The sequence below is a fragment of the Glycomyces dulcitolivorans genome (assembly GCF_003265355.1).
In the GTDB taxonomy this organism is placed as follows: domain Bacteria; phylum Actinomycetota; class Actinomycetes; order Mycobacteriales; family Micromonosporaceae; genus Glycomyces; species Glycomyces dulcitolivorans.
The window spans coordinates 1-20,208 of record NZ_QFRW01000284.1; the positions used below are offsets into that span (position 1 = coordinate 1).

The 20,208-nt window shown below is 72.4% G+C and carries 20 protein-coding genes; 8 read left to right on the forward strand and 12 right to left on the reverse strand.

Annotated features, from left to right (window positions below; translation table 11 throughout):
* A partial coding sequence (locus tag DI269_RS19040) for a 1-phosphofructokinase family hexose kinase (RefSeq protein WP_112138744.1) occupies nucleotides 1-805 on the reverse strand: 805 nt, incomplete at its 3' end.
* Nucleotides 802-966 carry a DeoR family transcriptional regulator gene (locus tag DI269_RS19045; protein ID WP_112138746.1) on the reverse strand — a complete coding sequence of 55 codons (165 nt, stop codon included), beginning with the start codon at nucleotides 964-966 and terminating at the stop codon, nucleotides 802-804. The genes DI269_RS19045 and DI269_RS19040, both read right to left, overlap by 4 nt.
* A 198-nt stretch (nucleotides 967-1,164) precedes the next feature.
* Here DI269_RS19045 and DI269_RS19050 point away from each other — a divergent pair, with 198 nt between their 5' ends.
* A complete protein-coding gene (locus DI269_RS19050; RefSeq protein WP_112138748.1) occupies nucleotides 1,165-1,671 on the forward strand; it encodes an O-acetyl-ADP-ribose deacetylase in 507 nt (168 codons plus the stop codon).
* A 69-nt stretch (nucleotides 1,672-1,740) separates the two neighbouring features.
* Nucleotides 1,741-2,619 carry a hypothetical protein gene (locus DI269_RS19055; protein ID WP_112138750.1) on the forward strand — a complete coding sequence of 293 codons (879 nt, stop codon included), beginning with the start codon at nucleotides 1,741-1,743 and terminating at the stop codon, nucleotides 2,617-2,619.
* A 118-nt stretch (nucleotides 2,620-2,737) separates the two neighbouring features.
* Here DI269_RS19055 and DI269_RS19060 read toward each other — a convergent pair whose 3' ends face one another.
* The 4 genes from DI269_RS19060 to DI269_RS19070 all read right to left on the reverse strand — a co-directional run bounded on the left by DI269_RS19060 (nucleotide 2,738) and on the right by DI269_RS19070 (nucleotide 6,698).
* Complete coding sequence (locus DI269_RS19060; RefSeq protein ID WP_157975087.1) at nucleotides 2,738-3,376, reverse strand: class I SAM-dependent methyltransferase; 639 nt, start codon at nucleotides 3,374-3,376, stop codon at nucleotides 2,738-2,740.
* 2 nt (nucleotides 3,377-3,378) lie between these two features.
* Nucleotides 3,379-3,567, reverse strand: a complete 189-nt coding sequence (locus DI269_RS27210; RefSeq protein WP_157975088.1) for a hypothetical protein — start codon at nucleotides 3,565-3,567, stop codon at nucleotides 3,379-3,381.
* Nucleotides 3,568-3,633: 66 nt separating this feature from the next.
* Nucleotides 3,634-5,550 carry a hypothetical protein gene (locus DI269_RS27215; RefSeq protein ID WP_157975089.1) on the reverse strand — a complete coding sequence of 639 codons (1,917 nt, stop codon included), beginning with the start codon at nucleotides 5,548-5,550 and terminating at the stop codon, nucleotides 3,634-3,636.
* A 206-nt stretch (nucleotides 5,551-5,756) separates the two neighbouring features.
* The gene (locus DI269_RS19070; protein ID WP_112138754.1) at nucleotides 5,757-6,698 is read right to left on the reverse strand and encodes a sulfite exporter TauE/SafE family protein; all 942 of its coding nucleotides are present in this window, start codon (nucleotides 6,696-6,698) and stop codon (nucleotides 5,757-5,759) included.
* Nucleotides 6,699-6,956: 258 nt separating this feature from the next.
* On the opposite strand from DI269_RS19070, the gene DI269_RS19075 reads away from it, so the two are divergent.
* Together DI269_RS19075 and DI269_RS19080 are read left to right on the forward strand one after the other, a co-directional pair.
* Nucleotides 6,957-7,460, forward strand: a complete 504-nt coding sequence (locus DI269_RS19075) for a DUF1269 domain-containing protein (protein ID WP_112138756.1) — start codon at nucleotides 6,957-6,959, stop codon at nucleotides 7,458-7,460.
* Between the two features lie 98 nt (nucleotides 7,461-7,558).
* Nucleotides 7,559-8,728 (forward strand): PP2C family protein-serine/threonine phosphatase, encoded by a 1,170-nt coding sequence (locus tag DI269_RS19080; RefSeq protein ID WP_112138758.1) that lies wholly within the window; start codon nucleotides 7,559-7,561, stop codon nucleotides 8,726-8,728.
* A 98-nt stretch (nucleotides 8,729-8,826) separates the two neighbouring features.
* On the opposite strand, the gene DI269_RS19085 is transcribed toward DI269_RS19080, so the two are convergent.
* Nucleotides 8,827-9,555, reverse strand: coding sequence for a hypothetical protein (locus DI269_RS19085; RefSeq protein ID WP_157975090.1), 729 nt, complete (start codon nucleotides 9,553-9,555; stop codon nucleotides 8,827-8,829).
* Between the two features lie 142 nt (nucleotides 9,556-9,697).
* Nucleotides 9,698-11,284 carry a cation:proton antiporter gene (locus tag DI269_RS19090; RefSeq protein WP_112138762.1) on the reverse strand — a complete coding sequence of 529 codons (1,587 nt, stop codon included), beginning with the start codon at nucleotides 11,282-11,284 and terminating at the stop codon, nucleotides 9,698-9,700.
* A gap of 95 nt (nucleotides 11,285-11,379) precedes the next feature.
* Here DI269_RS19090 and DI269_RS19095 point away from each other — a divergent pair, with 95 nt between their 5' ends.
* Nucleotides 11,380-13,452, forward strand: coding sequence for an MDR family MFS transporter (locus DI269_RS19095; RefSeq protein WP_112138764.1), 2,073 nt, complete (start codon nucleotides 11,380-11,382; stop codon nucleotides 13,450-13,452).
* 51 nt (nucleotides 13,453-13,503) lie between these two features.
* Here the strand turns inward: DI269_RS19095 and DI269_RS19100 are convergent, their stop codons facing one another.
* Nucleotides 13,504-14,520, reverse strand: a complete 1,017-nt coding sequence (locus DI269_RS19100) for an erythromycin esterase family protein (protein WP_112138766.1) — start codon at nucleotides 14,518-14,520, stop codon at nucleotides 13,504-13,506.
* An 80-nt stretch (nucleotides 14,521-14,600) separates the two neighbouring features.
* Between DI269_RS19100 and DI269_RS19105 the strand changes: the two genes are divergently transcribed.
* Both DI269_RS19105 and DI269_RS19110 read left to right on the forward strand, forming a co-directional pair.
* Nucleotides 14,601-15,314, forward strand: coding sequence for a TioE family transcriptional regulator (locus DI269_RS19105; protein ID WP_112138768.1), 714 nt, complete (start codon nucleotides 14,601-14,603; stop codon nucleotides 15,312-15,314).
* Nucleotides 15,315-15,379: 65 nt separating this feature from the next.
* Nucleotides 15,380-16,066: a GntR family transcriptional regulator gene (locus DI269_RS19110; RefSeq protein ID WP_112138770.1), complete on the forward strand. Its 687-nt coding sequence runs from the start codon at nucleotides 15,380-15,382 to the stop codon at nucleotides 16,064-16,066.
* 110 nt (nucleotides 16,067-16,176) lie between these two features.
* Here the strand turns inward: DI269_RS19110 and DI269_RS27220 are convergent, their stop codons facing one another.
* The 3 genes from DI269_RS27220 to DI269_RS19120 form a co-directional block, all read right to left on the reverse strand.
* On the reverse strand, nucleotides 16,177-16,341 hold the full coding sequence (locus DI269_RS27220) for a hypothetical protein (RefSeq protein WP_157975091.1): 165 nt from the start codon (nucleotides 16,339-16,341) through the stop codon (nucleotides 16,177-16,179).
* Nucleotides 16,342-16,481: 140 nt separating this feature from the next.
* Nucleotides 16,482-17,126, reverse strand: a complete 645-nt coding sequence (locus tag DI269_RS19115) for an HAD family hydrolase (protein ID WP_198667556.1) — start codon at nucleotides 17,124-17,126, stop codon at nucleotides 16,482-16,484.
* 39 nt (nucleotides 17,127-17,165) lie between these two features.
* Nucleotides 17,166-18,992, reverse strand: coding sequence for a glycoside hydrolase family 15 protein (locus DI269_RS19120; RefSeq protein ID WP_112138772.1), 1,827 nt, complete (start codon nucleotides 18,990-18,992; stop codon nucleotides 17,166-17,168).
* Between the two features lie 226 nt (nucleotides 18,993-19,218).
* On the opposite strand from DI269_RS19120, the gene DI269_RS19125 reads away from it, so the two are divergent.
* A partial coding sequence (locus tag DI269_RS19125; protein ID WP_408612309.1) for an ABC transporter substrate-binding protein occupies nucleotides 19,219-20,208 on the forward strand: 990 nt, incomplete at its 3' end.

The window sequence follows — 20,208 nt, forward strand, 5'->3', positions numbered from 1 at the left end:
GTCCGGCGCCTCCGGCGGCGAGGAAGCCCGCGAGGGAGGCGTCGCCGGCGCCGACGGTGCTGGCGACGGGCCCGGCGAGGGGCGCCTCGGCGTGGTGGACGCCGTCGGCGTCGACGAGGATCGCGCCGTCGGCGCCGAGGCTGACCAGGACCGCTTGCGCGCCTTGGGATCGGAGTGCCTCGGCGGCTTCGACGGCGTCGCCGAGGGTGGTGATTGCGGCGTGCGCGGCTTCGGCGAGCTCGTCGCGGTTGGGTTTGACGAGGTCGGGCCGGGCGCGGAGGCTCGCGGCGAGGGCCGGGCCGGAGGTGTCGACGGCGGCGCGGGCGCCGGCCTGGTGGGTGCGTTCGACGAGGACGGCGTAGAAGTCGGGGCCGACGCCGGGCGGGAGGCTCCCGCACCCGGCGATCCAGGACGCGCGCCGGTCGAGGGTCGGGGCGATGGCGGCGGTCAGGAGCTCTTCGACCTCTTCGGGCCGCAGGGCGGGCCCGGACTCGTTGAGCTTGGTGACCGTCCCGTCGGCCTCGGCGATGGTCAGGTTCGAGCGGACCCCTTGGGAGACGGGCACTTCCTCGACGTGGACGCCGGCCTCGCCGAGGAGGTCGAGGAGTTCGGACCCGGCGTGGCCGCCGGTGGTGAGGACCGCGCGGGTGGCGTGGCCGTTGGCGACGAGCGCGCGGGAGACGTTGACGCCCTTGCCGCCGGGGTCGACCCGGTCGGAGGAGGCCCGGTGGACCTCGCCGCGCCGGAGCACTTCGACCGCGATGGTGCGGTCGAGGCTCGGGTTGGCGGTGACCGTGACGATCATGCGCGCACCACTTTCAGGTCGGCGGCCTCCAGGTCGGCGGCGAGGTCGCGGCGGATGGTCTCGGTGGTGACCTCGAAGGACGCGGCGAGGGCGGCCGCGTCCACCCGGCCCTCGGTGCGCGCACGTTCGGCGATGCGCTGCTGGCGCTCTTCCACGAACATGTTGTTTCACCTCCGTTTCACTTGGTTTTATTCGGTTGTACATGGCTCTATATGGCTTCATCGGCTCCGGTCGCGGGTCCGCGGGCGTGACGATTGCGCAACACCGCCTCTGACCTAGAACGCTACCGACCGCGCGGGCCACTGGACGTGTTTCGGCCAGGGCCGCGCCCCGGGCGGGGCGCGTGCTTGAATGCGGGCATGGGCATCACGATCCTCAAGGGCGACATCACCCGCCAGAGCGTCGACGCGATCGTCAACGCCGCGAACTCCTCGCTCCTGGGCGGCGGCGGTGTCGACGGGGCGATCCACCGGGCGGGCGGGCCCGCGATCCTGGAGGAGTGCCGGGCGCTGCGCGCCTCCCGGTACAAGGACGGCCTGCCGACCGGGCAGGCCGTCGCGACCACGGCCGGGCGCCTCGACGCCCTCTGGGTGATCCACACCGTCGGCCCGGTCTACACCGGGGCCGAGGACCGCAGCGCGCTCCTGGCGTCCTGCTACCGCGAGTCGCTGCGGGTCGCCGGCGAGCTGGGGGCGGCGTCGGTGGCGTTTCCGGCGGTCTCGGCGGGGGTATACGGCTGGCCTGCCGACTCGGCCGCGCAGATCGCCGTGGATACGGTGCGCGCGGCCGCGACCGAAGTGGACGACCTGCGGTTCGTGCTGCTCAACGACGAGGTCTACGCGGCCTTCGAGCGGGCGATGGGCTGAAGCGCCTCAGATTCTTGTCGCACCCTGCCGGTACGGTCGGACGCCCGCAACCGACGAAGGGGCAAGTGCATGAAGACGCTCAGCGAAGACGCGTTCGCCGCCGCCGCGCGGTACCTGGACCTCCACGCCAGGCTCGTCGACCGGCTCAGGTTCGCGCACGCGTTCGGGGGCGCGCCGGGGGAACTGGTGCGCAACGCCGTCGCGGCCTACCAGAACCTCGACGGCGGCTTCGGGAACGCGATCGAACCGGACCTGCGCGGCTCGGGCTCGCAGCCGCAGGGCGCGGAGATCGCCTTGTGGATGGTCGAGGGCATCGCCCACGCGGATGAGCCGATGCTCCTGCGCGCCTGCGACTGGCTGGAGTCGCACACCACTGAGGACGGGGGCGTGCCGTGGGTGCTGCCGAGCGTCCTCGACGACGAGCGCGGGCCCTGGTGGCAGCCGCAGGGCGAGAAGCCGCCCGCGGCGCTCAACCCGACCGCGCCGATCGCGGGCCTCCTCCACGCGCACGGCGTCGACCACCCGTGGCTGGGGGCGGCGACCGAGTTCTGCTGGAAGGCGATCGGGGAGACCGGCGAGGTCGGGGCGTACGACGCGCTGTGCATCCTGAACTTCCTGGAGCGCGTCCCCGACCGCGATCGGGCGAAGGCCGAGTTCGAGCGGCTGCGGTCCCCGCTGCGCGGCGCGGCCGCCCTCGACCCGGACGCGCCCGGGCACGTCCACTCCCCCCTCGACCTCGCACCGGCACCGGACTCGCTGGCGCGCGGGCTGTTCAGCGACGAGGAGATCGACCTGCACCTGGACCGGCTCATCGACGACCAGGGCGGGGACGGCGGATGGGCGCCGAACTTCGAGATGTGGACGCCGGTCGTCGCCCACGAATGGGGCGGGTACCTGACCTTCGCGAGACTCAGGACGCTGGAGGCCTACGGGCGCATCGGGCGGTAGGCCGTGCGCCGTCTCCACTGGACCGTGCGGCGAACCGGGCGGCCGCCCTCGGGTCCGAGGGGGCCGCCCGCGAATCAGGATCAGGCGGCGCAGCGCCGTCCGGTCGGACCGGTGTGCGCTAGGCGGGCTTGCGGGCCTCGCCGGCGAGGTGGGGGCTGACCTTGAGGGGGTAGGGCAGGAACGGGAGCCGCTTCGCTTCGAGGCCGTCGGTGTCGAAGCCGGCGGCGGTGAGGGCGGCGCCGGTGTCGCGCGAGGTGTGGCAGCCGCCGAAGACGTGCGACCAGACCACGACGTCGAAGAGGTATTCGAGCGCGCGGATGTTCCGGTTGGCGGAGGCGACGTGCTCCAGGAGGACGAGGCGCCCGCCGGGTTTGAGCACGCGGTGGATCTCGGCGAGCGCGAGCGCCTGGTCCTCGACGGAGCACAGCACCAGGGTGGTGACGACCGCGTCGAAGGAGTCGTTCTCGAACGACAGCTGCTCGGCCTGTCCTTCGAGGACGGTGGCTTTGAGGCCGAGCTCCTCGGCCCGCTCGCGGGCAAGGTCCCGCAGGGCCTCTTCGGGTTCGACCGCGACCAGTTCGGTCACGGCGCCGGGATAGTGCGTGAAGTTGGCGCCGTGGCCGGCTCCGACCTCCAGCACCCGTCCGCTGAGTCCTGCCAGGAGCCGCGCCCGCTGCTCGCCGAGGCCGCGGTCCTCTAGGGACTGGGCGGCTTTGGGGTACCAGCGGGCGAAGAGGCGGTGGCTCCTTCGTCCCATGTTCACTCCTCGTCGTTCTGCGACCGGGCCAGGAGGACGACGGCCACCACGATGAGCAGCAGCAGGATCACGGCCACGAGGAAGGTGTCGACCGCGAACAGGGCGTTGAGGCCCCATGCGAGGAACGGGGCCATGATCACGAGGACCGCCGTGAGGGCGATCCACCTCGCGTTGCGGCTCATGAAGTCCATCGGCGCTCCTCCCGGGTTCACCCCGAGCCTACGGGAGCACCGCACCTCGCGGGGTCGCCGGTCCGTTCAGTTGGTGCGGGTGTTGGGGAGGTGGTCGCCGAGGTAGCCGATCCACACCTTCCCGGTGGCGCCGCCGGCGTCGTCGAGGAAGTGCATGCGCGGCGCGGGCGAGCCGATGGGCTGGAGCTTGATGTGCGCGGGCATGTAGACGCGCCCGGACGGGTCGATCTCGGCGGGGACGCGGAACAGGCGCGCCCGGTAGTACTTGGGGTTGCCCGAGACCGAGTCGGACTCCTTCATGGACACCATGGTCGGGATGATGTGCGGCTCCCCGGGGAGGGGGCGGGAGCACCAGTCGTAGAAGCCGCCGGTGAAGCGGTCCTCGGCGCGGGCGGAGGCGTAGGCGTCGAGGGCGCGGAGGGCGTCCCAGGCCTTGGCGGTCCAGCGGCGGCGCTGGCGCGGGTAGGTGACGTCGAGGCGGGAGACCTCGGTGTCGAGGCTGTCGGGCAGGTCGAGGCGGCGCAGCTGCTTGCGGGCGCGCTGGACGACGTCCATGAGGCTCTCGGCGTCGAAGGGGCCTTCGGGGCCCTCGTCCTGGACGCCGTAGACGGGGTCGGCGTGCTCGGCGAGGCGGCCTTCGAGCCAGCGGATGCGGTCCTGCGCCTTGCGTTCGTGCTCTTGGAGTTCGACGTAGTCGAGCTCCAGCTGGTCGTGTTCGCGGCGGAGGCGTTCGAGGTCGTCGCCCCTGCCGCGCCGGCCCAGGAGGCCGGTGGTCTCGACGGCGCGGGTGAGGGCTTCGAGGTGCGCGGACATGGTCTTGATGAGGGCGGTGGTCTCGGAGTCGCCGCCGCGGGCCATGTCGACGAGCGCTTCGAGGACGGCGTTGTCGAGGTGGTCGGCGAGGCGTTCGGCGATCCCGGCGGCGAGGCGGCCGGAGCCGTCGTCCGCGGGCGCGGGGTCGGGCGGTTCGGGTTCGGGGGCCGCCTGTACCGGTTCCGGTTCGGAAGCCACCGGTTCCGGTTCGGGAATCGGTTCGGGGACCGGTTGGGGTGCTTCCACTTTGGCCGGCGCGGGCTGCTTGGGGGCCTTGGGCGGGCGCGGGACGGCGATGGCGGCGGGGCTGGGCGGGGCGGCGTGGAGCGCGGCGGGTTCGAGGGCGCCGGAGAGGACGCGGGCGACGCGCTGCTCGGTCTGGCGGATGTCGGCGGGGACCTGGCGGTGCACCGAGAGCTCGACGACGCCGGTGACGACGACGTCGAGCGCGCGGGTGCCGTGCTCGCGGATGGCGCTGCCGCCCCGCGGCTGGTGGCGCATCGCGTAGGACTCCTCGCCGGGGCGCACGCCCGGCAGGTAGGTGCGCAGGCCGCCGCCGAAGACGGAGAGGTCGGGGCCGAGCCAGGAGTTGAGGTCCTCCTGGGTCCTGGTGTCGTAGAGGCGGACGACGGAGGCGACGCCGGCGAGGGCCTCGGCGAGGTGGTCGGCGCAGGCGACGGCCGCGGCCGGGTCGCCGCGGTCGACGGTGAGGACGATGAGCGGGACGGTCCGGGAGCGGTGGGCGAGGCGCCCGGTGAGGTCCTTGACCTCTTCGGGGCCGACGAGGTGGGCGCCGGCCTCGACCGGGACGGCGCCGTCGGTGGCGCGGCCGGTCGCGAGGTAGTCGGCCACGAAGCCGGGGGCGCGGACGGACTCGGCGGTCTCGGACAGGTCGCCTTCGACGGTGACCAGGACCCAGTTGCGGTCGGCCTTGCGGCCCTCGGCCCAGGTCGCGGTGGTGCGCAGGCGCCCCCGGCCGGTGGGTTCGTCGAGGGTGTAGCGGCCGCAGACCCCGGTGTCGGCCAGGGTGACGCGGGTGCGGCCGCGGGAGCGCTCGACGAGCGGCGACCCGTCGTCCTCGACGCCGGCCCACGCGGCGAAGCACCGCCGCAGGCGCGGGCCGAGCCGTTGCCCGCTGTCGCGGAGTACTGCCTGGTAGAACAGCGTCACAGTGCCTCCAGCGGTCCATCGGCGGCCACGTTGAGGGAACATGCTACTGGAGTGCGGGCCCCAGGTCGTCCCCCAAATCCAATAGGGACGGTCGAGGGGTGCGGGGGGACGCGGAGCGGGCCCGCACCCGGGCGGGTGCGGGCCCGTCGCGGCTTGACGATGCCGTTGAAACGACGTTGCCGTTGAAGCGACGCCGTCGGGGCGCCTCAGGCGGTCTCGGCGGCCGGCTCGTCCTGGTCGGCGGTCGGGTTGTTCGCCTTGTCGAGGACGGGGGCGCCCACGTCGCGCTCGGCGAGGTGGCGGCGCACCGAGTACCAGACGGCCGCGATCCACACCAGGGCGATGGCGATGTAGGCGATGATCTGCGCGGTGTCGGAGGCGCCGATCCAGTCCGAGCGCAGCAGCGTGCGGACGTTGGTGAGGATGATGACGCCGCCGACGGCCGAGCCGAGGACGCGCGGCGGGATGTGGCGCACCAGCCAGGCCGCGATCGGGGCGGCGATCAGGCCGCCGAGGAGCAGCACGCCGACCCACGCGAAGTCGACGCCCTGGCTGCCGAGCGCGAACAGGAAGCCCAGGGAAGCGGCCAGCGCGACCAGGAACTCGGAGGTGTCGATCGAGCCGATGACCTTGCGGGGCTCGATGCGGCCGCTGGCCAGGAGCGCGGGCGTGCCGACCGGGCCCCAGCCCCCGCCGCCGGTGGCGTCGAGGAAGCCGCCGACGAGGCCGAGCGGGGTGAGGAAGCGCTTGCGCAGGGGCTTGCCGAGGTTGCGGCTGTCGAGGCCGCGGAGGGTGAAGCGGATGAGCAGGTAGAGGCCGAGGCCGAGCAGGATGATCGACATGACGGGGGCGGCGATCTCGGTGGAGAGCCAGGACAGGAAGGTGGCGCCGGCGAAGGCGCCGACGGCGCCGGGGATGCCGATCTTGAGGACGACCTTCCAGTCGACGTTGCCGAAGCGCCAGTGGCTGGCGCCGGAGGCGAGGGTGGTGCCGATCTCGGCGAGGTGGACGGTGGCCGAGGCGGAGGCGGGGTTGGTGCCGATGGCCAGGAGCAGGGTGGTCGACGTGACGCCGTAGGCCATGCCGAGGCTGCCGTCGACGAGCTGAGCGACCAGGCCGACGATTCCAAGGAGGACGAGGGTTTTCACGGGGTTGCCTTCCGAGACGGTAACCGGGCACATATCTCTACCAAATCTATGGGAAATATAGACAGGTTGAAGATGAACGTCAACCGCCGGTCCCGAAACGCGGGAAGCGGCGGCGCATCGTGGGATCAGTGTGGCCGGAGGGGCGACGGGCGTCACCTGATCCGGTAATTCCGTCCGATCGGCGGACACGGCTCGGCGCGGGGGCCAGAATCGGCCCGAGAAGCCGCCGCCGGCGGCCCAGCAGGAAGGAAGGCGCCCATGAGCAAACTCATCGCCGTGGCCTACCCGGACGTCCCCACCGCCCAGACGGTCCTGGGCAAACTCGCCGACATGCAGAAGCGCGAGCTGGTCAAGCTCGCCGACGCGGTGGTGGTCGAACGCCGCGAGGACGGCAAGGTCAAGCTCCACCAGTCGACGTCCCTCGTCGGCGTCAGCGCCGCGGGCGGCGCCCTGTGGGGCGGCCTGATCGGCCTGCTGTTCTTCGCCCCGCTGCTGGGCATGGCGGTCGGCGCGGCCGCGGGGGCCGCGGGCGGCGCGCTCACCGACATCGGCGTGGACGACTCGTTCATGAAGGAGCTGGGGACCGAGCTCGCGCCGGGTTCGGCCGCGCTGGTCCTGCTGGTCGTCTCAGCGACCGAGGACAAGGTCGTCCAGGAGCTCGGCGGCCAGTACCAGGGGCGCCTGCTCCAGACGAACCTCTCCTCGGAGGAGGAGCAGCGGCTGCGCGAGGCCATCGACGCCGTCCAGGCGAACGCCTCCTGAGACCATGGGGCGGACGGCGGCGGCGGCTCCCAGCGCCGCCGCCGTCCGTTTTCCCTGTTGAGAACTTCTGACACGTCCGTTCTGGCTACGCTCTCGGCATGAAGCGGGGGGCCAAGCCGACGGACATGCAGGGCTACATCCGGTCCTACGTCATGCCGGACACGCCGTGGGACCGGATCGCCTCGGGCCACCCCGCCTCGGCGCTGACGCTGCGGCTGCTGCCGATCATCCTGCTGGCCGCGACCGTGCCGCTGGCGCTGGTCGTCCCCTCGATGGAGCAGTTCGCCGACTACGCGCTGGTGTTCCTGCCGGCGTTCACCGCGCTGGTGAACGGGCCGATCGCGACCACGGTCGCGACGCTGGCGGTCATCGCGATCGTCTCGTGCGGGGGCGAGGCCCTGGGGGTCCTCCCCTATCCGCAGAGCTCGTGGACCGACCTGCCGCCGATCATCGCGGTCGGGGTGCTGTGCACGATCCTGGCGTGGGTGAGGAACCGGATCGTGATGCGGCTGCTGGACATGACGCTGGTCGCCGAGACGGTGCAGGGCGCGATCCTGCCCGACCTGCCTCCGACAGTGGGAGGGGTGAAGGTGGCGGTGGCGTACCGGACGCACGACGGCAGTCCGGGGCTGGTGGGCGGGGACTTCTTCGACGTGCAGGAGACCGATGCGGGGATCAGGGCGGTCGTCGGCGACGTCCAGGGGCACGGGCTGAACACGGTGCATTTGACGGAGGCGCTGCTGGGGACGTTCCGGGAGCGGGCGCTGGACGACCCGGACCTGGCGACGCTGACCGCGCGCATGGAGCGGCGGGTGCGGCTGCACAACCGGGGGCGCGACGAGTGGGAGCAGTCGTTCGCGACGGCGGTGCTCATCGAGATCACCCCGCGGCACGACACGATCCGGGTGGTCCTGTGCGGGCATCCGCCGCCGCTGCTGGTGCGCGGGTCGGCCGAGCCGATCGCGGCGCGGCCGATGCCGCCGCTGGGGTTGACCGACTTCGGGTTGCAGCGCACGGAGGTCCGGGAGGCCGCGCTCATGCCCGGGGACGTGATCATCGCCTACACCGACGGGTTCATCGAGGGCCGCAACGCCGACGGGCAGACGTTTCCGCTGGTGTCGATGGTCAACGCCCACATCGCCTCGGGCATCCGCGACCCCGACCGGCTGCACCGCAAGCTCAAGGCGGACTTCCAGGGCGGGGGCTACATGCGCAGCGACGACCTCACGGTGCTGATCATGCAGCTGCCGGGGTCCTCGTCGAGGTGAACGCGAACGGCGGCCCCGCTGCCGCGGGACCGCCGTCCTGTTCGTGGCCGTTGTCGTTGTCGTTGAGGCCGTTGCAGTCGAGGCCGTTGTCGCCGCTGCTATTCGGCGGCGGGCTCGTGCGGGTCGCCGAAGTAGGAGCGGTCGCCGGCGGTGTCGGGGACGCCCATGGGGACGGTGATGGTGACGTTCTCGCCGTTGGAGAACGCGAATTCGAGCTCGACGCGCGAGCCCATGCCGAGGTCCTCGTTGAGCCCGTCCAGGAGCAGGAACGACCCGGTCGTGGGGGTCAGGCGCACGTAGTCGCCCGGGGGGATCTCGACGGTGAACACGGACTCGCCGACGATCTCGGCGACGACCTCTTCGCCTTCGGCGGACGCGGAGGCGTCCTCGCCGGGGGTCGCCGACCCCTCGGCGCTCGGGCTCGCGGAAGCGTCGTCGGCCTCGGGACTCTCCGAGGCTTCGTCGGCCTCGGGGCTTTCGGACGCCTCGTCCTCGACGGCGACGACCTCGGCGGCGAGGATGACGGCCTCGGCGTCGGGGCTCGACACCGACTCCAGGAACACGGTCTCTTCGCCCTGGTTGCCGATCCACACCCGCAGCGGGGCCTGCCCGCCCTCGGGGTAGAAGCCGCCGTCGCCGTAGTCGACCTGGAGGTCGCGCAGGGCGAGGGTCCCGGCGTCCACGTCGACCCCGGAAATGGCCGTCTGCATCCTGCTGGTCTCGGCCTGCTGTCCAGCGCCGCACCCGGTCAGGGCCAGCGCCAGGGCCGCGGCCCCGACCATTCCCGCCGCCGCCCGGCGGCCCGCGCTCGCGTCTCGTCTCTCCACAAGCGCCACCTTAAGCGCGGGCGGCCCCCGCGCCCGGCCGCGACATACCGGCGGATCCGCATTGTCGTACCCCTGCGGCAGGGTGGAACTGGGGGCCCGCAGGTCGGGTAATACGTGACATGTCACATGGCACCCTGTGGGTTCAGGCGCTGCGGCGCCGGCCCACGGCGCGGTGGTCGAGGGCGGCGAGGACCTGGTCGATGAGGGCCGGGTCGTTGCCGGGCGAGGACCGCATCTGGAGCAGCCGCGCGGTCGAGGCCGAGATCATCTCGCTCTCGATGCGCTGCATGGCGTCGAACTTCTCGACCATCCGCTCGGTCTCGGGGTCCTCGCGGTCCTCCACGAGGGAGGCGACCTGTGCGGCGCGGCGGTCGTACCACTGCTCCATGCGGGCGGCGACCTCGTCGTCGATCTCACCCTCCTGGCGCAGCTGCCGCAGGCGCCGCGTGGCGGCCTTCCCCGACTCGATCATGATGGCGCGCAAGGTCTCGGTCTCCTTGGCGGTGTCGGCACGGACCCCGAGGAGCGCGATGAGGCCGGGCAGGGTCAGGCCCTGCGCGAGGAGGGTCGCGATGACCACGACCACCGACAGGAACTGGATCTGCTCGCGGCCGGGGAACGGCGAGCCGTCCGCGACCGTCTCCGGGATCGCCAGCGCGGTGACGATGGTGACCACCCCGCGCATGCCCGCCCAGGCGGTGACGACCGCCAGCCGCGGGTGCTCCCCCAGCTGCTTCCAGCCGATGCCGGTGCGCCCCAGGACGATCGCGAGCCCGAGCCACAGGGCGCGGACGCCGATGACGGCGCCGGCCACCGCGAGCGCCTTCCACAGCAGGTCGGCGACGCCGTCGCCGACGGCCTGGATGATGTCGACCAGCTCGATGCCGACCAGCGCGAAGGTGAGCGCGTTCAGGGCGGTCTCCAGGACCTCCCACACCGAGCCCTGCACGAGCCGGCCCTCGTAGTCGTCGGGGTCGTTGGAGCGGGCCACGAGGTAGAACGCGGCGCAGATGACGGCGAGGACGCCGGAGGCCCTGACGCCGTCGGCGAGCAGGTAGGCGATGTAGGGCCCGGTGAGGCCCAGGGCGGTCGCGACCCGGCTGTCGTCCACGAGCGACCCGAGTTTCACGAGGATCCAGCCGACGCCGAGTCCGATCGCGACGGCCGCGACCGCGGAGTACGCGAACAGGCCGACCGACCACATCGCCGAGACCGAGCCGGTGACGACGCCGATGACGGCGACGTTGTAGAGGGTCAGGGCGGTGACGTCGTTGAACAGGCCCTCGCCTTCGAGGATGGTGACCAGGCGCCGGGGCAGGCCGAGGCGGTCGGCGATGGCGCTGACGGCGGCCGCGTCGGGCGGGGCGCAGATCGCGCCGAGGACGACCGCGGCGGCCAGCGGCAGGGCCGGGCTGATCGTCGCCGCCAGCAGGGCGACCGCGGCGGCGGTGACGAAGACGAGGACGACCGCGAGGAAGATGATCGGCCGCCAGTTCGCGGCGAAGTGGCGCCAGGAGTACTTGCGGGCCGCGGCCCACAGCAGGGGCGGCAGCAGGACCGGCAGGAGGTGCTCGGGGTCGAGGTCGAGCGCGGGCATGCCGGGGACGAGGCCGAGCGCGAGCCCGTAGAGGCAGATGAGGACCGGTGCGGGGATGCGCATCCACTCCGCGGCGGCGGTCAGGAGCAGTCCGCCCACGGTGAGGGCGAACAGGATCGCCACCAGTTCCATCCGGCCTCCAAGGGTTGTGCCTGGAGCGATCTTAGGCCGTGCGGCCAGCGCCGGAACCGCAGATTATGGGATGATTTGCCGCTATCGTTCCGCCTATGAGCACTGTCGACACCGCCGAGCGCGCGGCGGCAGCGGAGCCCGCGCCGCCGGTATTGAGCAAGTCCCGCAGGAACCTCGTGTTCGTCACGATCATGCTCGGCATGCTCATGGCGGCGCTGGACCAGACGATCGTGTCGACGGCGCTGCCGACGATCGTCGCCGACCTCGGCGGGGCGGGACACATGGCGTGGGTGGTCACGTCCTATCTGCTCGCGGAGGCGATCGCGTCGGCGGTCGTGGGCAAGTTCGGCGACATGTTCGGGCGCAAGTCGATCTTCCAGATCAGCGCGGTCGTGTTCGTCGGCGGTTCGGCCCTGGCGGGGTTCAGCGACGACATGGTGTTCCTCATCGTGGCGCGCGCGATCCAGGGCCTGGGCGCGGGCGGCCTCATGGTCACCGCGATGGCGCTCATCGCCGACGTGATCCCGTTGCGCGAGCGCGGGAAGTACCAGGGCGCCATGGGCGCGGTGTTCGGTGTGACGACGGTGCTGGGGCCGACGCTGGGCGGGCTGTTCACCGACCACCTGTCGTGGCGGTGGTGCTTCTACGTGAACGTGCCGATCGCGGTGGTCATGATCGCGATGGCGGCGGCGACGATCCCGCGGGTGCGGTCGGCGGTGAAGCCGATCATCGACTACTGGGGGCTGATCTTCGTCGCCATCGGCACCTCGCTGCTGATCCTGGCGCTGGAGTGGGGCGGGGACGACTACGCGTGGGACTCGCTGACGATCCTCGGCATGTTCGCCGGCGCGGTGGCGGCGCTGGTGGTGTTCGTGCTGATCGAGAACCGCGCGGCGGAGCCGATCCTGCCGATGTGGCTGTTCAAGAACCCGGTGTTCACGGTGTCGTCGATCCTGAGCTTCATCGTGGGGTTCGCGATGCTGGGTGCGATGACGTACCTGCCTACCTACCTCCAGTACGTCGACGGGGTCTCGGCGACGGTCTCGGGGTACCGGACGCTGCCGATGGTCGTGGGCATGCTGACGACCTCGATCCTGTCGGGGTCGGTGGTGAGCCGCACCGGGAAGTACAAGATGTTCCCGATCCTGGGGACGGGGACCATGGCCGTCGGCCTCTACTTGATGTCCACGATGGACCGGGCGATGAGCGTGTGGCTGGAGTCGCTGTACATGCTGGTCTTCGGGATCGGGCTGGGCCTGGCGATGCAGGTGCTGACGATCGCCGTCCAGAACACGGTGCCGTACGCGCAGATGGGCGCGGCGACCTCGGGCGTGACGTTCTTCCGCACCGTCGGTTCGACGTTCGGCACGGCGATCTTCGGGACGCTGTTCACCAACCACTCGACGCCGCTGCTGGCGGCGGCGTACGCCGAGGCGGGCGTCGACCCGAACACCGTGGCGAGCCCCGCCGCGCTGCACGAGCTGCCCGAGAGCGTGATCGCGCCGATCGTGAACGCCTATTCGGACTCGATCAACTTCGTGTTCTTCTGGACCGTGCCGATCGCGCTCCTCGGGTTCGTCGTCGCGTGGTTCCTCCAGGAGCGGCCGCTGCACGACGCAGCGCGGGGCCGCGCGAACGACATGGGCGAGGGCTTCGCGGCCCCCGACCCCTCGCCGTCGGAGGAGCGGCTCGCGCGCATGGTCGCCGACCTGATGCGGCGCGAGCGGCGCACCGTCTACACCGAGGTGTACGAGGCGGCGTCCGGGGCGAGCGCCCTGGACCGGGCCGGGTCGTGGGCGCTGCGGCAGGTCTACATGCGGCAGGTCGCCGGGGTCGAGGCGACGCTGCCGCGGATCGCCGCGGCGCACCGGCTGCCGCCGCAGGTGCTGCAACCGGTGTTCGTGCAGGCGATCCGGGAGGGGTTCCTGGCCGTCGACGCGGGGCACTTGAGCCTGACGCCGCGGGGGCGCGCGGAGTTCGAGCTGTTCGTGACGGCCTGGAAGCGCTGGCTCGACCGGCACCTGGACGACTGGAACCTCGCGGACCCGCAGGACCGGGAGGTGTTCAACCGGTCGGTCACGCACCTGGCGCGGGACATCGCCGAGCAGGAGTCCTTCGACGAGGCGGACAAGCGCGACTCGAAGACCGAGGCCGACGTCCCGGCGTGAGTCTTTCTGGGCGGGAACGGCTTCGGGCCGTTCCCGCCCTTCGCTCTCTCCTTACCTCTGGTGCGGCCGGGCTTCCGGCGCCGGGGTCAGGGTCGCCTCGCCGTCTCCGGCGTGCAGGACGGCGTCGGCGCCGCCGAGGTCCTTCGGGGCGGCGGAGCCGAGGGCGCCGGCGATGAAGAGGTACTTGGGACCCAGGAGTGCGGCGATTATGGCGCCGGTGCCGTTCCAGGTGAGGTTCATGCCCGCCATCTCCATGCGGCTCTCGTTGCGTTGCAGGTGGATGTTGTGGGCGAGCACCGCGGTCGGGCCTCGGCCGTCTTCCAGGTTGCGGATGTCGAGGAGGTTCTGGGCCATGAGGGCGTCGCGGACGCCGGAGAGTCGGCTCCAGCGTTCGGCCTCGTCGAGGCGCTGCGCCGCTTGACGGTGGTAGCGGAGCAGGCCGAGCGCGGTGGTCGCGTGGATGCGGGCGCGGTCCCAAGCGGTGCGGTCGGTCGCGGCGATCGATTGCGGCGCTTGGGTGTAGAGCGCGGCGTGGAGGTCGTCGGCGATGGCGCGGAGCCGGTGGGCCCCGGGGGTGTCGCCGGGCGAGGCGGCGGGGTCGGTGACGGCCTCGGTGCGGCTCCACTGCTCCTCCTCGCCGGCCAGCGGCGCCAGGTCGAGGTCGAGGCCGAGGTGGTCGCGGACGTGTTCGAGGTGGACGCGGGGGCTGGCCGCGGTGAACTCGAACGGGCCGTCCATGCCGTGGAAGGCGACCCGGTCGGCGGGGGCGCGGTGCTCGTTGTACTCGCGCATCCACGCGATGAGGCGCCGGTTGACCGCGAAGGCGCCGAAGCCGTGCGTGAAGCCCTCGCTCATCGCGGTGTCGAGGGTTCCGCCGCGGCCCTGGACGTAGTCGTCGGCGGCGAAGGCGGCGACCCGGTCGGATTCGACGGCAATCGAGCGGACGCCGTCCTCGACCAGGCGGGTGAACAGGTCGAAGCGGGCGTCGGCGAGCGCGGTGTCGCCGTGGGCGGGCTCGCCGAGGCCGATCAGCTCATGGGCGTCGTTGATGACGTGTCGGTGTTCCATGGCTTGAAACGTATCGTTGAAAGAACGGTTGAGACTCTGGCCGGATCTGGCCTCGGATCGGTGCGCTAGAGTCTCAAACGATGGTGAACTTGCGGCCTTCGGACCTCGCGCGGGAGCACGGCCTGTCGGCCCAGGCGGTCCGCAACTACGAGCGCGACGGGTGCATCCCGCCCGCCGAGCGCACCCCGAGCGGGTACCGGGTCTACACCGAGGTGCACGCGGCGGCGCTGCGCGCGTTCCTGGCACTGGTGCGCGCGTACGGGCACGCGGTCGCGGGCGAGGTCATGCACGCGGTCGGCGACGGGAACGTCGACGACGTCCTCATGGTCGTCGACCGCGGCCACGAGCAGCTGCTGCGCGACCGTGCCACGCTCGACGCGGTCCGCGCCTCGGTCGGGCGCCTGACCGGCGGGCCGGTGCCCGAGCCGTCGCAGTCCTCGGCGCCCTTCACCATCGGCGAGCTCGCGTACCGGCTGCGCGTCACCCCGGCGACGCTGCGGAACTGGGAGGACGCCGGCATCCTCGCTCCCGTGCGGGACCGGGCCACCGGGTACCGGCACTTCGACGCCGCCGATGTGCGCGACGCCGAGCTCGCCCACCTCCTGCGCCGCGGCGGCTACCCGCTGGAGCACATCGCCGCGGTCGTCGAGCAGGTGCGCACCGCGGGCGGCACCGAGGCGCTCGCCGCGTCGCTTGAGGACTGGGCGCGGCGGCTGCGGCGCCGGGGCCTGGCGATGCTGGAGGCGGCCGCGCAGCTCAGCGGGTATCTGGCGCTGGTGGGCCTGGTGCGATAGGACCGGCGCCGGGGCCGGGCCTCATACTGGGTGACCGCCATGTCACATAGCACTGAGGAGCCACGATGCCCGCCCGAGTCGCCCGGCCGGACACGCCGCTGACCCTGCCCGAACTGGACGGCCGCCGCGCCAGCTACCGGGAGCGCGTCGGCGAGGCCCTGCGCGCCGCCATCATCGCCGGGACCTTGAGTCCCGGACGCGTCTACTCCGTCCCCGCGCTCGCCGAGCAGTTCGGCGTCTCCGCGACGCCGGTGCGCGAGGCCATGCTCGACCTCGTCAAGGAGGAGCTGCTGGAACCGGTGCCCAACAAGGGGTTCCGGGTCACCTCGGTCTCGGAGGAGCGGCTCGACGAGTACACGCGCCTGCGCGAGCTCATCGAGATCCCCACGGTCGTCGCGCTGGCCCAGGCCGCCGACCCGGCCGCGATCGAGGCGCTGCGCCCGCTCGCGCAGGCGATCGTCGACGCCGCCGCCGAGGAGGACCTGCTCGCCTACGTGGAGGCCGACATGCGGTTCCACCTGGCACTGCTGTCGCTGTCGGGCAACGGGACCCTGGTCGAGACGGTCCGGAACCTGCGGCTGCGCTCGCGCCTGTACGGCCTGACGGCGCTGCTGGAGCTCGGTGAACTGGAGGAGTCCGCGGTCGAGCACCTGGAACTCGTCGAGTGCCTGCTGGCCCGCGACCCCGCCGCGACGCGGAACGTCATGGAGCTGCACCTGAGCCACGTGCGGGGCAAGTGGGCCCAGCCGTAGCCGGCCGGTGGCATGTCACATGCCACCGCATTACCGGGTAGTAGTACGTCACATAGCATGAAACGGCCGCGAGCATCGCTCGCGGCCGATCCGCGGTGCGTCGGTTCAGGTCAGCTCTTGCCGGGGCCCTCGCACTCGTCGACGTGGTCACCGTGGATGCGGTGCCGGTGCCCGTCGTGGATGTAGTCGGTGTGGTCCCCGTGCGGGACCGCGGTGTGCCCGCAGTCCTTGCCGTGCCGGTGCGTGTGCGCGGTGTGTTCCTTGTGCGCGGCCATGTCGCCGCTCCCCTCAGTCTTGCCGTGTTGCCGAGCCGGCGTCGTGGGCGCGGCTCGACCGTCACCGTAACCTCCCGCACCGCCCGTTTTGAAGGCTTTTCAGAACCCGGTGGGACGGGTTCACGACAGTCGGGGCGGCCTCAGACGTGCGCGGCGTGCTCGATGGCGTCGACGACCGAGTCGGCGATGTGGGTGGGCCGGTAGTCGGCCGGGGCCCAGTCGCGGCCGAGGTGGAGCCAGACGCTGGGGACGCCGAGGCGGTGGGCGCCGAGGATGTCGGCGTCGTCGCGGTCGCCGATCATCCACGCGTCGTCGAGGGACCCGCCGACGGCGGCCGCGGCGGCGTGGAAGATCGCGGGCTCGGGCTTGTCGACGCCCACGGCCTCGCTGGCGATCGAGGCGTCGACGAGGCGGTCGAGCCCGGCGTTGCGGATCTTCTCGCCCTGGCCGGCGACGGGCCCGTTGGTGACGATGACGACGCGGTGCCCGTCGGCGCGAGCGCGGCCGATCGCGGCGGCGGTCTCGGGGGCGAGGCGGGCGTTCTCGCGGGAACCGCGGTAGAGGGCCTCGATGAGGTCGTCCTCGGTGATGTCGAGGTCGAGGCGGTCGAGCATGGCCTTGGCGACGACCGGCCGGGGCGCGTAGCCGCGGTCGTCGAAGGGCATGATCCAGTCGGCGTGGTCGGCGGGCAGGCCGTGGTCGGCCAGGATGGCGACCAGGCCGGTGCGGAAGCCCGCGTCGCGGTCGATGAGGGTGTTGTCGAGGTCGATCATCAAGAGCGTCACGGCTGTGAGGGTAGCCGGGTGCGGGAGCGGCGTCGAGGGTCAGCGGGCGTCGCGGATGGCGACGGCGGCGTTCAGGAGCCCGATGTGGCTGAACGCCTGCGGGAAGTTCCCGAGCATCGCGCCGGTGGCGGTGTCGATCTCCTCGGACAGGAGCCCGAGGTCGTTGGCGCAGGAGGCGGCGAGGTCGAAGGCCTCGGCGGCGCGGTCGGGGCGGCCGGTGAGCGCGAGGGCTTGGGCGAGCCAGAACGTGCACATCACGAACGAGCCTTCGGCGCCGTCGAGTCCGTCGCTGCCGGCCTCGTAGCGGCGCACCAGGCCCCGCTCGTCGCGCAGCCGCCGGTCGATGGCGTCCACGGTGGACACGAGGCGGGGGTCGTCGGCGGGGAGGAACCCGGAGGCGGGCATGGCCAGGACAGCCGCGTCGAGGTCGTCGTCGCCGAACGCGGCGCAGAACGCGCCGATCTTCGGGTTCCAGCCCTGCGTCTCGATGGCCTCGCGGACCCGGTCGCGGGCGGCGGCCCAGTCGCCGGCGCGGTCGGCGGCGTCGAGGCGGTGGGCGAACTTGACGGCCCGGTCGAGGGCGGTCCAGCACATGAGCTTGGAGTAGACGTAGTGGCGCGGTTCGCCGCGGGACTCCCAGATGCCCTGGTCGGCCTGCTCCCACTGGTCGGCGGCGGCGTCGGCGATCCCGGCGAGGAAGCGCCGCGCGGGCTCGTCGAGCCCCTGGAGGTGGCCGCGCAGATGCCATGCGGCGTCGAGGAGTTCGCCGTAGACGTCGAGTTGCGGCTGGAGCCAGGCGGCGTTGCCGACGCGGACGGGGCGCGAGCCGCGCCAGCCGGCGAGGTGGCCGAGTTCGCGCTCGGACAGGTCGTGCTCGCCGCCGATGCCGAACATGATCTGGAGCGGCTTCTCGGGCTGGTAGTGGGCGGCGGCGCGGGTCATGAACTCGAAGAACTCGACGGCCTCGCCGTGGCAGCCGGCGGCGGCGAGGGCCTGGACGGTGAAGCTGGCGTCGCGGACCCACGCGTACCGGTAGTCCCAGTTGCGGCCGGCGCCGACCGCTTCGGGCAGCGAGGTGGTCGGGGCGGCGACGATCGCGCCGGTGGGCTGGTAGCGGAGGGCTTCGAGGACGAGGACGGAGCGCTGGACGAGGCTCGGGCTCGGGCCGGCCCAGGGCGGGTGGGCGTCGTTCCAGTCCTGCCAGCCGAGGATCGTCTCGTCGAGGGCGGCCTGGATCGCGTCGGGGGTCCAGGCGGCGGGCGGCACTTGCGCGAGGTCGGCGGTCTGGACGGCGAAGTGAAGCTTCTGTCCCTCGTGGATCGTGATGCGGGTGGTGGCGCCGTCCTCGCCGTAGGAGAGGGGGACGGGGCTGGTGAGGACGAAGCTCGCGGGGCCGCCGGTGGCGAGGACGCCGCCGGGGATGGTGGTGAAGATGGGGCTGACGAGGCCGAATTCGGGGCGGGGCCGGAACGCGAAGTCGAATTCGAGTTCGCCTGCGGTGCATTCGAGGACGCGGAGGGTGGCGATGGGGGCCTGGGCGCCGAGGCGGATGCGGCCGTGGTCGGTGGCCGGGCCGAGCGCGAGGGCGTCGGTGAGGGCGGCGGTGCCGGTGCCGGTGGTGAACTCGGTGCGCAGGGCGAAGGTGTCGCCGACGTAGGCGCGCGCCGTGCGGAACGGCGCGGTGGGGCGGAGGGACCAGTGGCCGGCGTCGGGGTCGAGGAGACGGCCGAGGACGGCGGGGCTGTCGAAGCGGGGGCGGCAGAGCCAGTCGATGGAGCCGTCCGAGGAGACGAGGGCGGCGGAGTGGCGGTCGGAGAGCAGGGCGTAGTCCTCGATGGGGCGTCCGTTCGCCGGGTGCGGGTCCATGGTGCTCCTTTCGCCTGGGCGGAAGCGTATCCGTTCCGGGGCCGGGGCGGCGGGAAGTCGATTCGTTGGGCGACCCGTCTTATTCGCGGGCCCCCGGTTCAACGACCGTGACACAGGGGTCCGACGGTTCCGGCGGCCGACGAGGACTCCTATTCACGAGGCGGGGCGGATGTGACCCGGGACAAACCCCGAGTCGAGTGCTAATGAATACGATTTTCATTTGTGTATGGTTCCGGGCGCACCCCGTTCCGTCCCCGCCTTTGGAGTCCCCGTGCCCGTCTCCCGCCGCTCCCTTCTCGCCGCCGCCGCGGCGACGCCGCTGCTCGGCCTGGCCGCCTGCTTCTCCGACGACCCGGGCGCATCGGCCGCCGGGCGCATCCGGGTCGCCATGATGCAGCCGCCGCGCTCGGGCCTGTCGCCGCTGACCGACGACGCGTTCAAGCTGTCCCGCTGGGCCACCGCCGAGACCCTCGTGGTGCTCGACGCGGACGGGAACGCGCTGCCGTGGCTGGCCGAGGAATGGGTCCAGGACGGGGCGTCGTGGACTTTCACCGTCCGGCAATATGTGACATTCCACGACGGGACAGCCCTGACGGCCGAGGCCGTCGCGAACTCGCTGACCGTGGCGGCGCAGGCCGCGCCGAAGCCGCGCATCCTCGACGGCGTCGACCTGACCGTGTCGGTCACGGGGAACACGGTCACGGTGACCACCGGCGAGGTCGATCCGCTGCTCCCCCACCGCCTCTCCTCGCCGCAGCTGTCGATCCTCGCGGCCCGGGCGTACCGCGACGGGATCGTCGACCCCGTCGGCGCGGGCACCGGCGCGTTCGTGCTGACCGCGGCCGACGGCACCGTCTCGGCGACCCTGGACCGCAACGAGGACTGGTGGGGCGGCGAAGTGCGGGCGGCCGGGATCGACGCGGTGTTCGTGCCCGACGGGACCGCGCGGGCCGGGCGGCTGCGCTCGGGCGAGTCCGACGTCGTCGAGGCGATCCCCGTCTCGCAGGCCGGGCTCCTGGACGAGGACCGGATCACCGAGGTCCCGATGCCCCGCACCTGCACGCTGTACCTCAACTGCGCGGCCGGGCCCTTCAGCGACCCGGGCGTGCGGGCCGCCGCACGCGGGGCGATCGACGCCGCCGCGCTCGTCGACGGCGTCTACGACGGCCGCGCCGACCTCGCCGAGGGCCTGCTCGGGCCCGCGATCCCGTGGGCC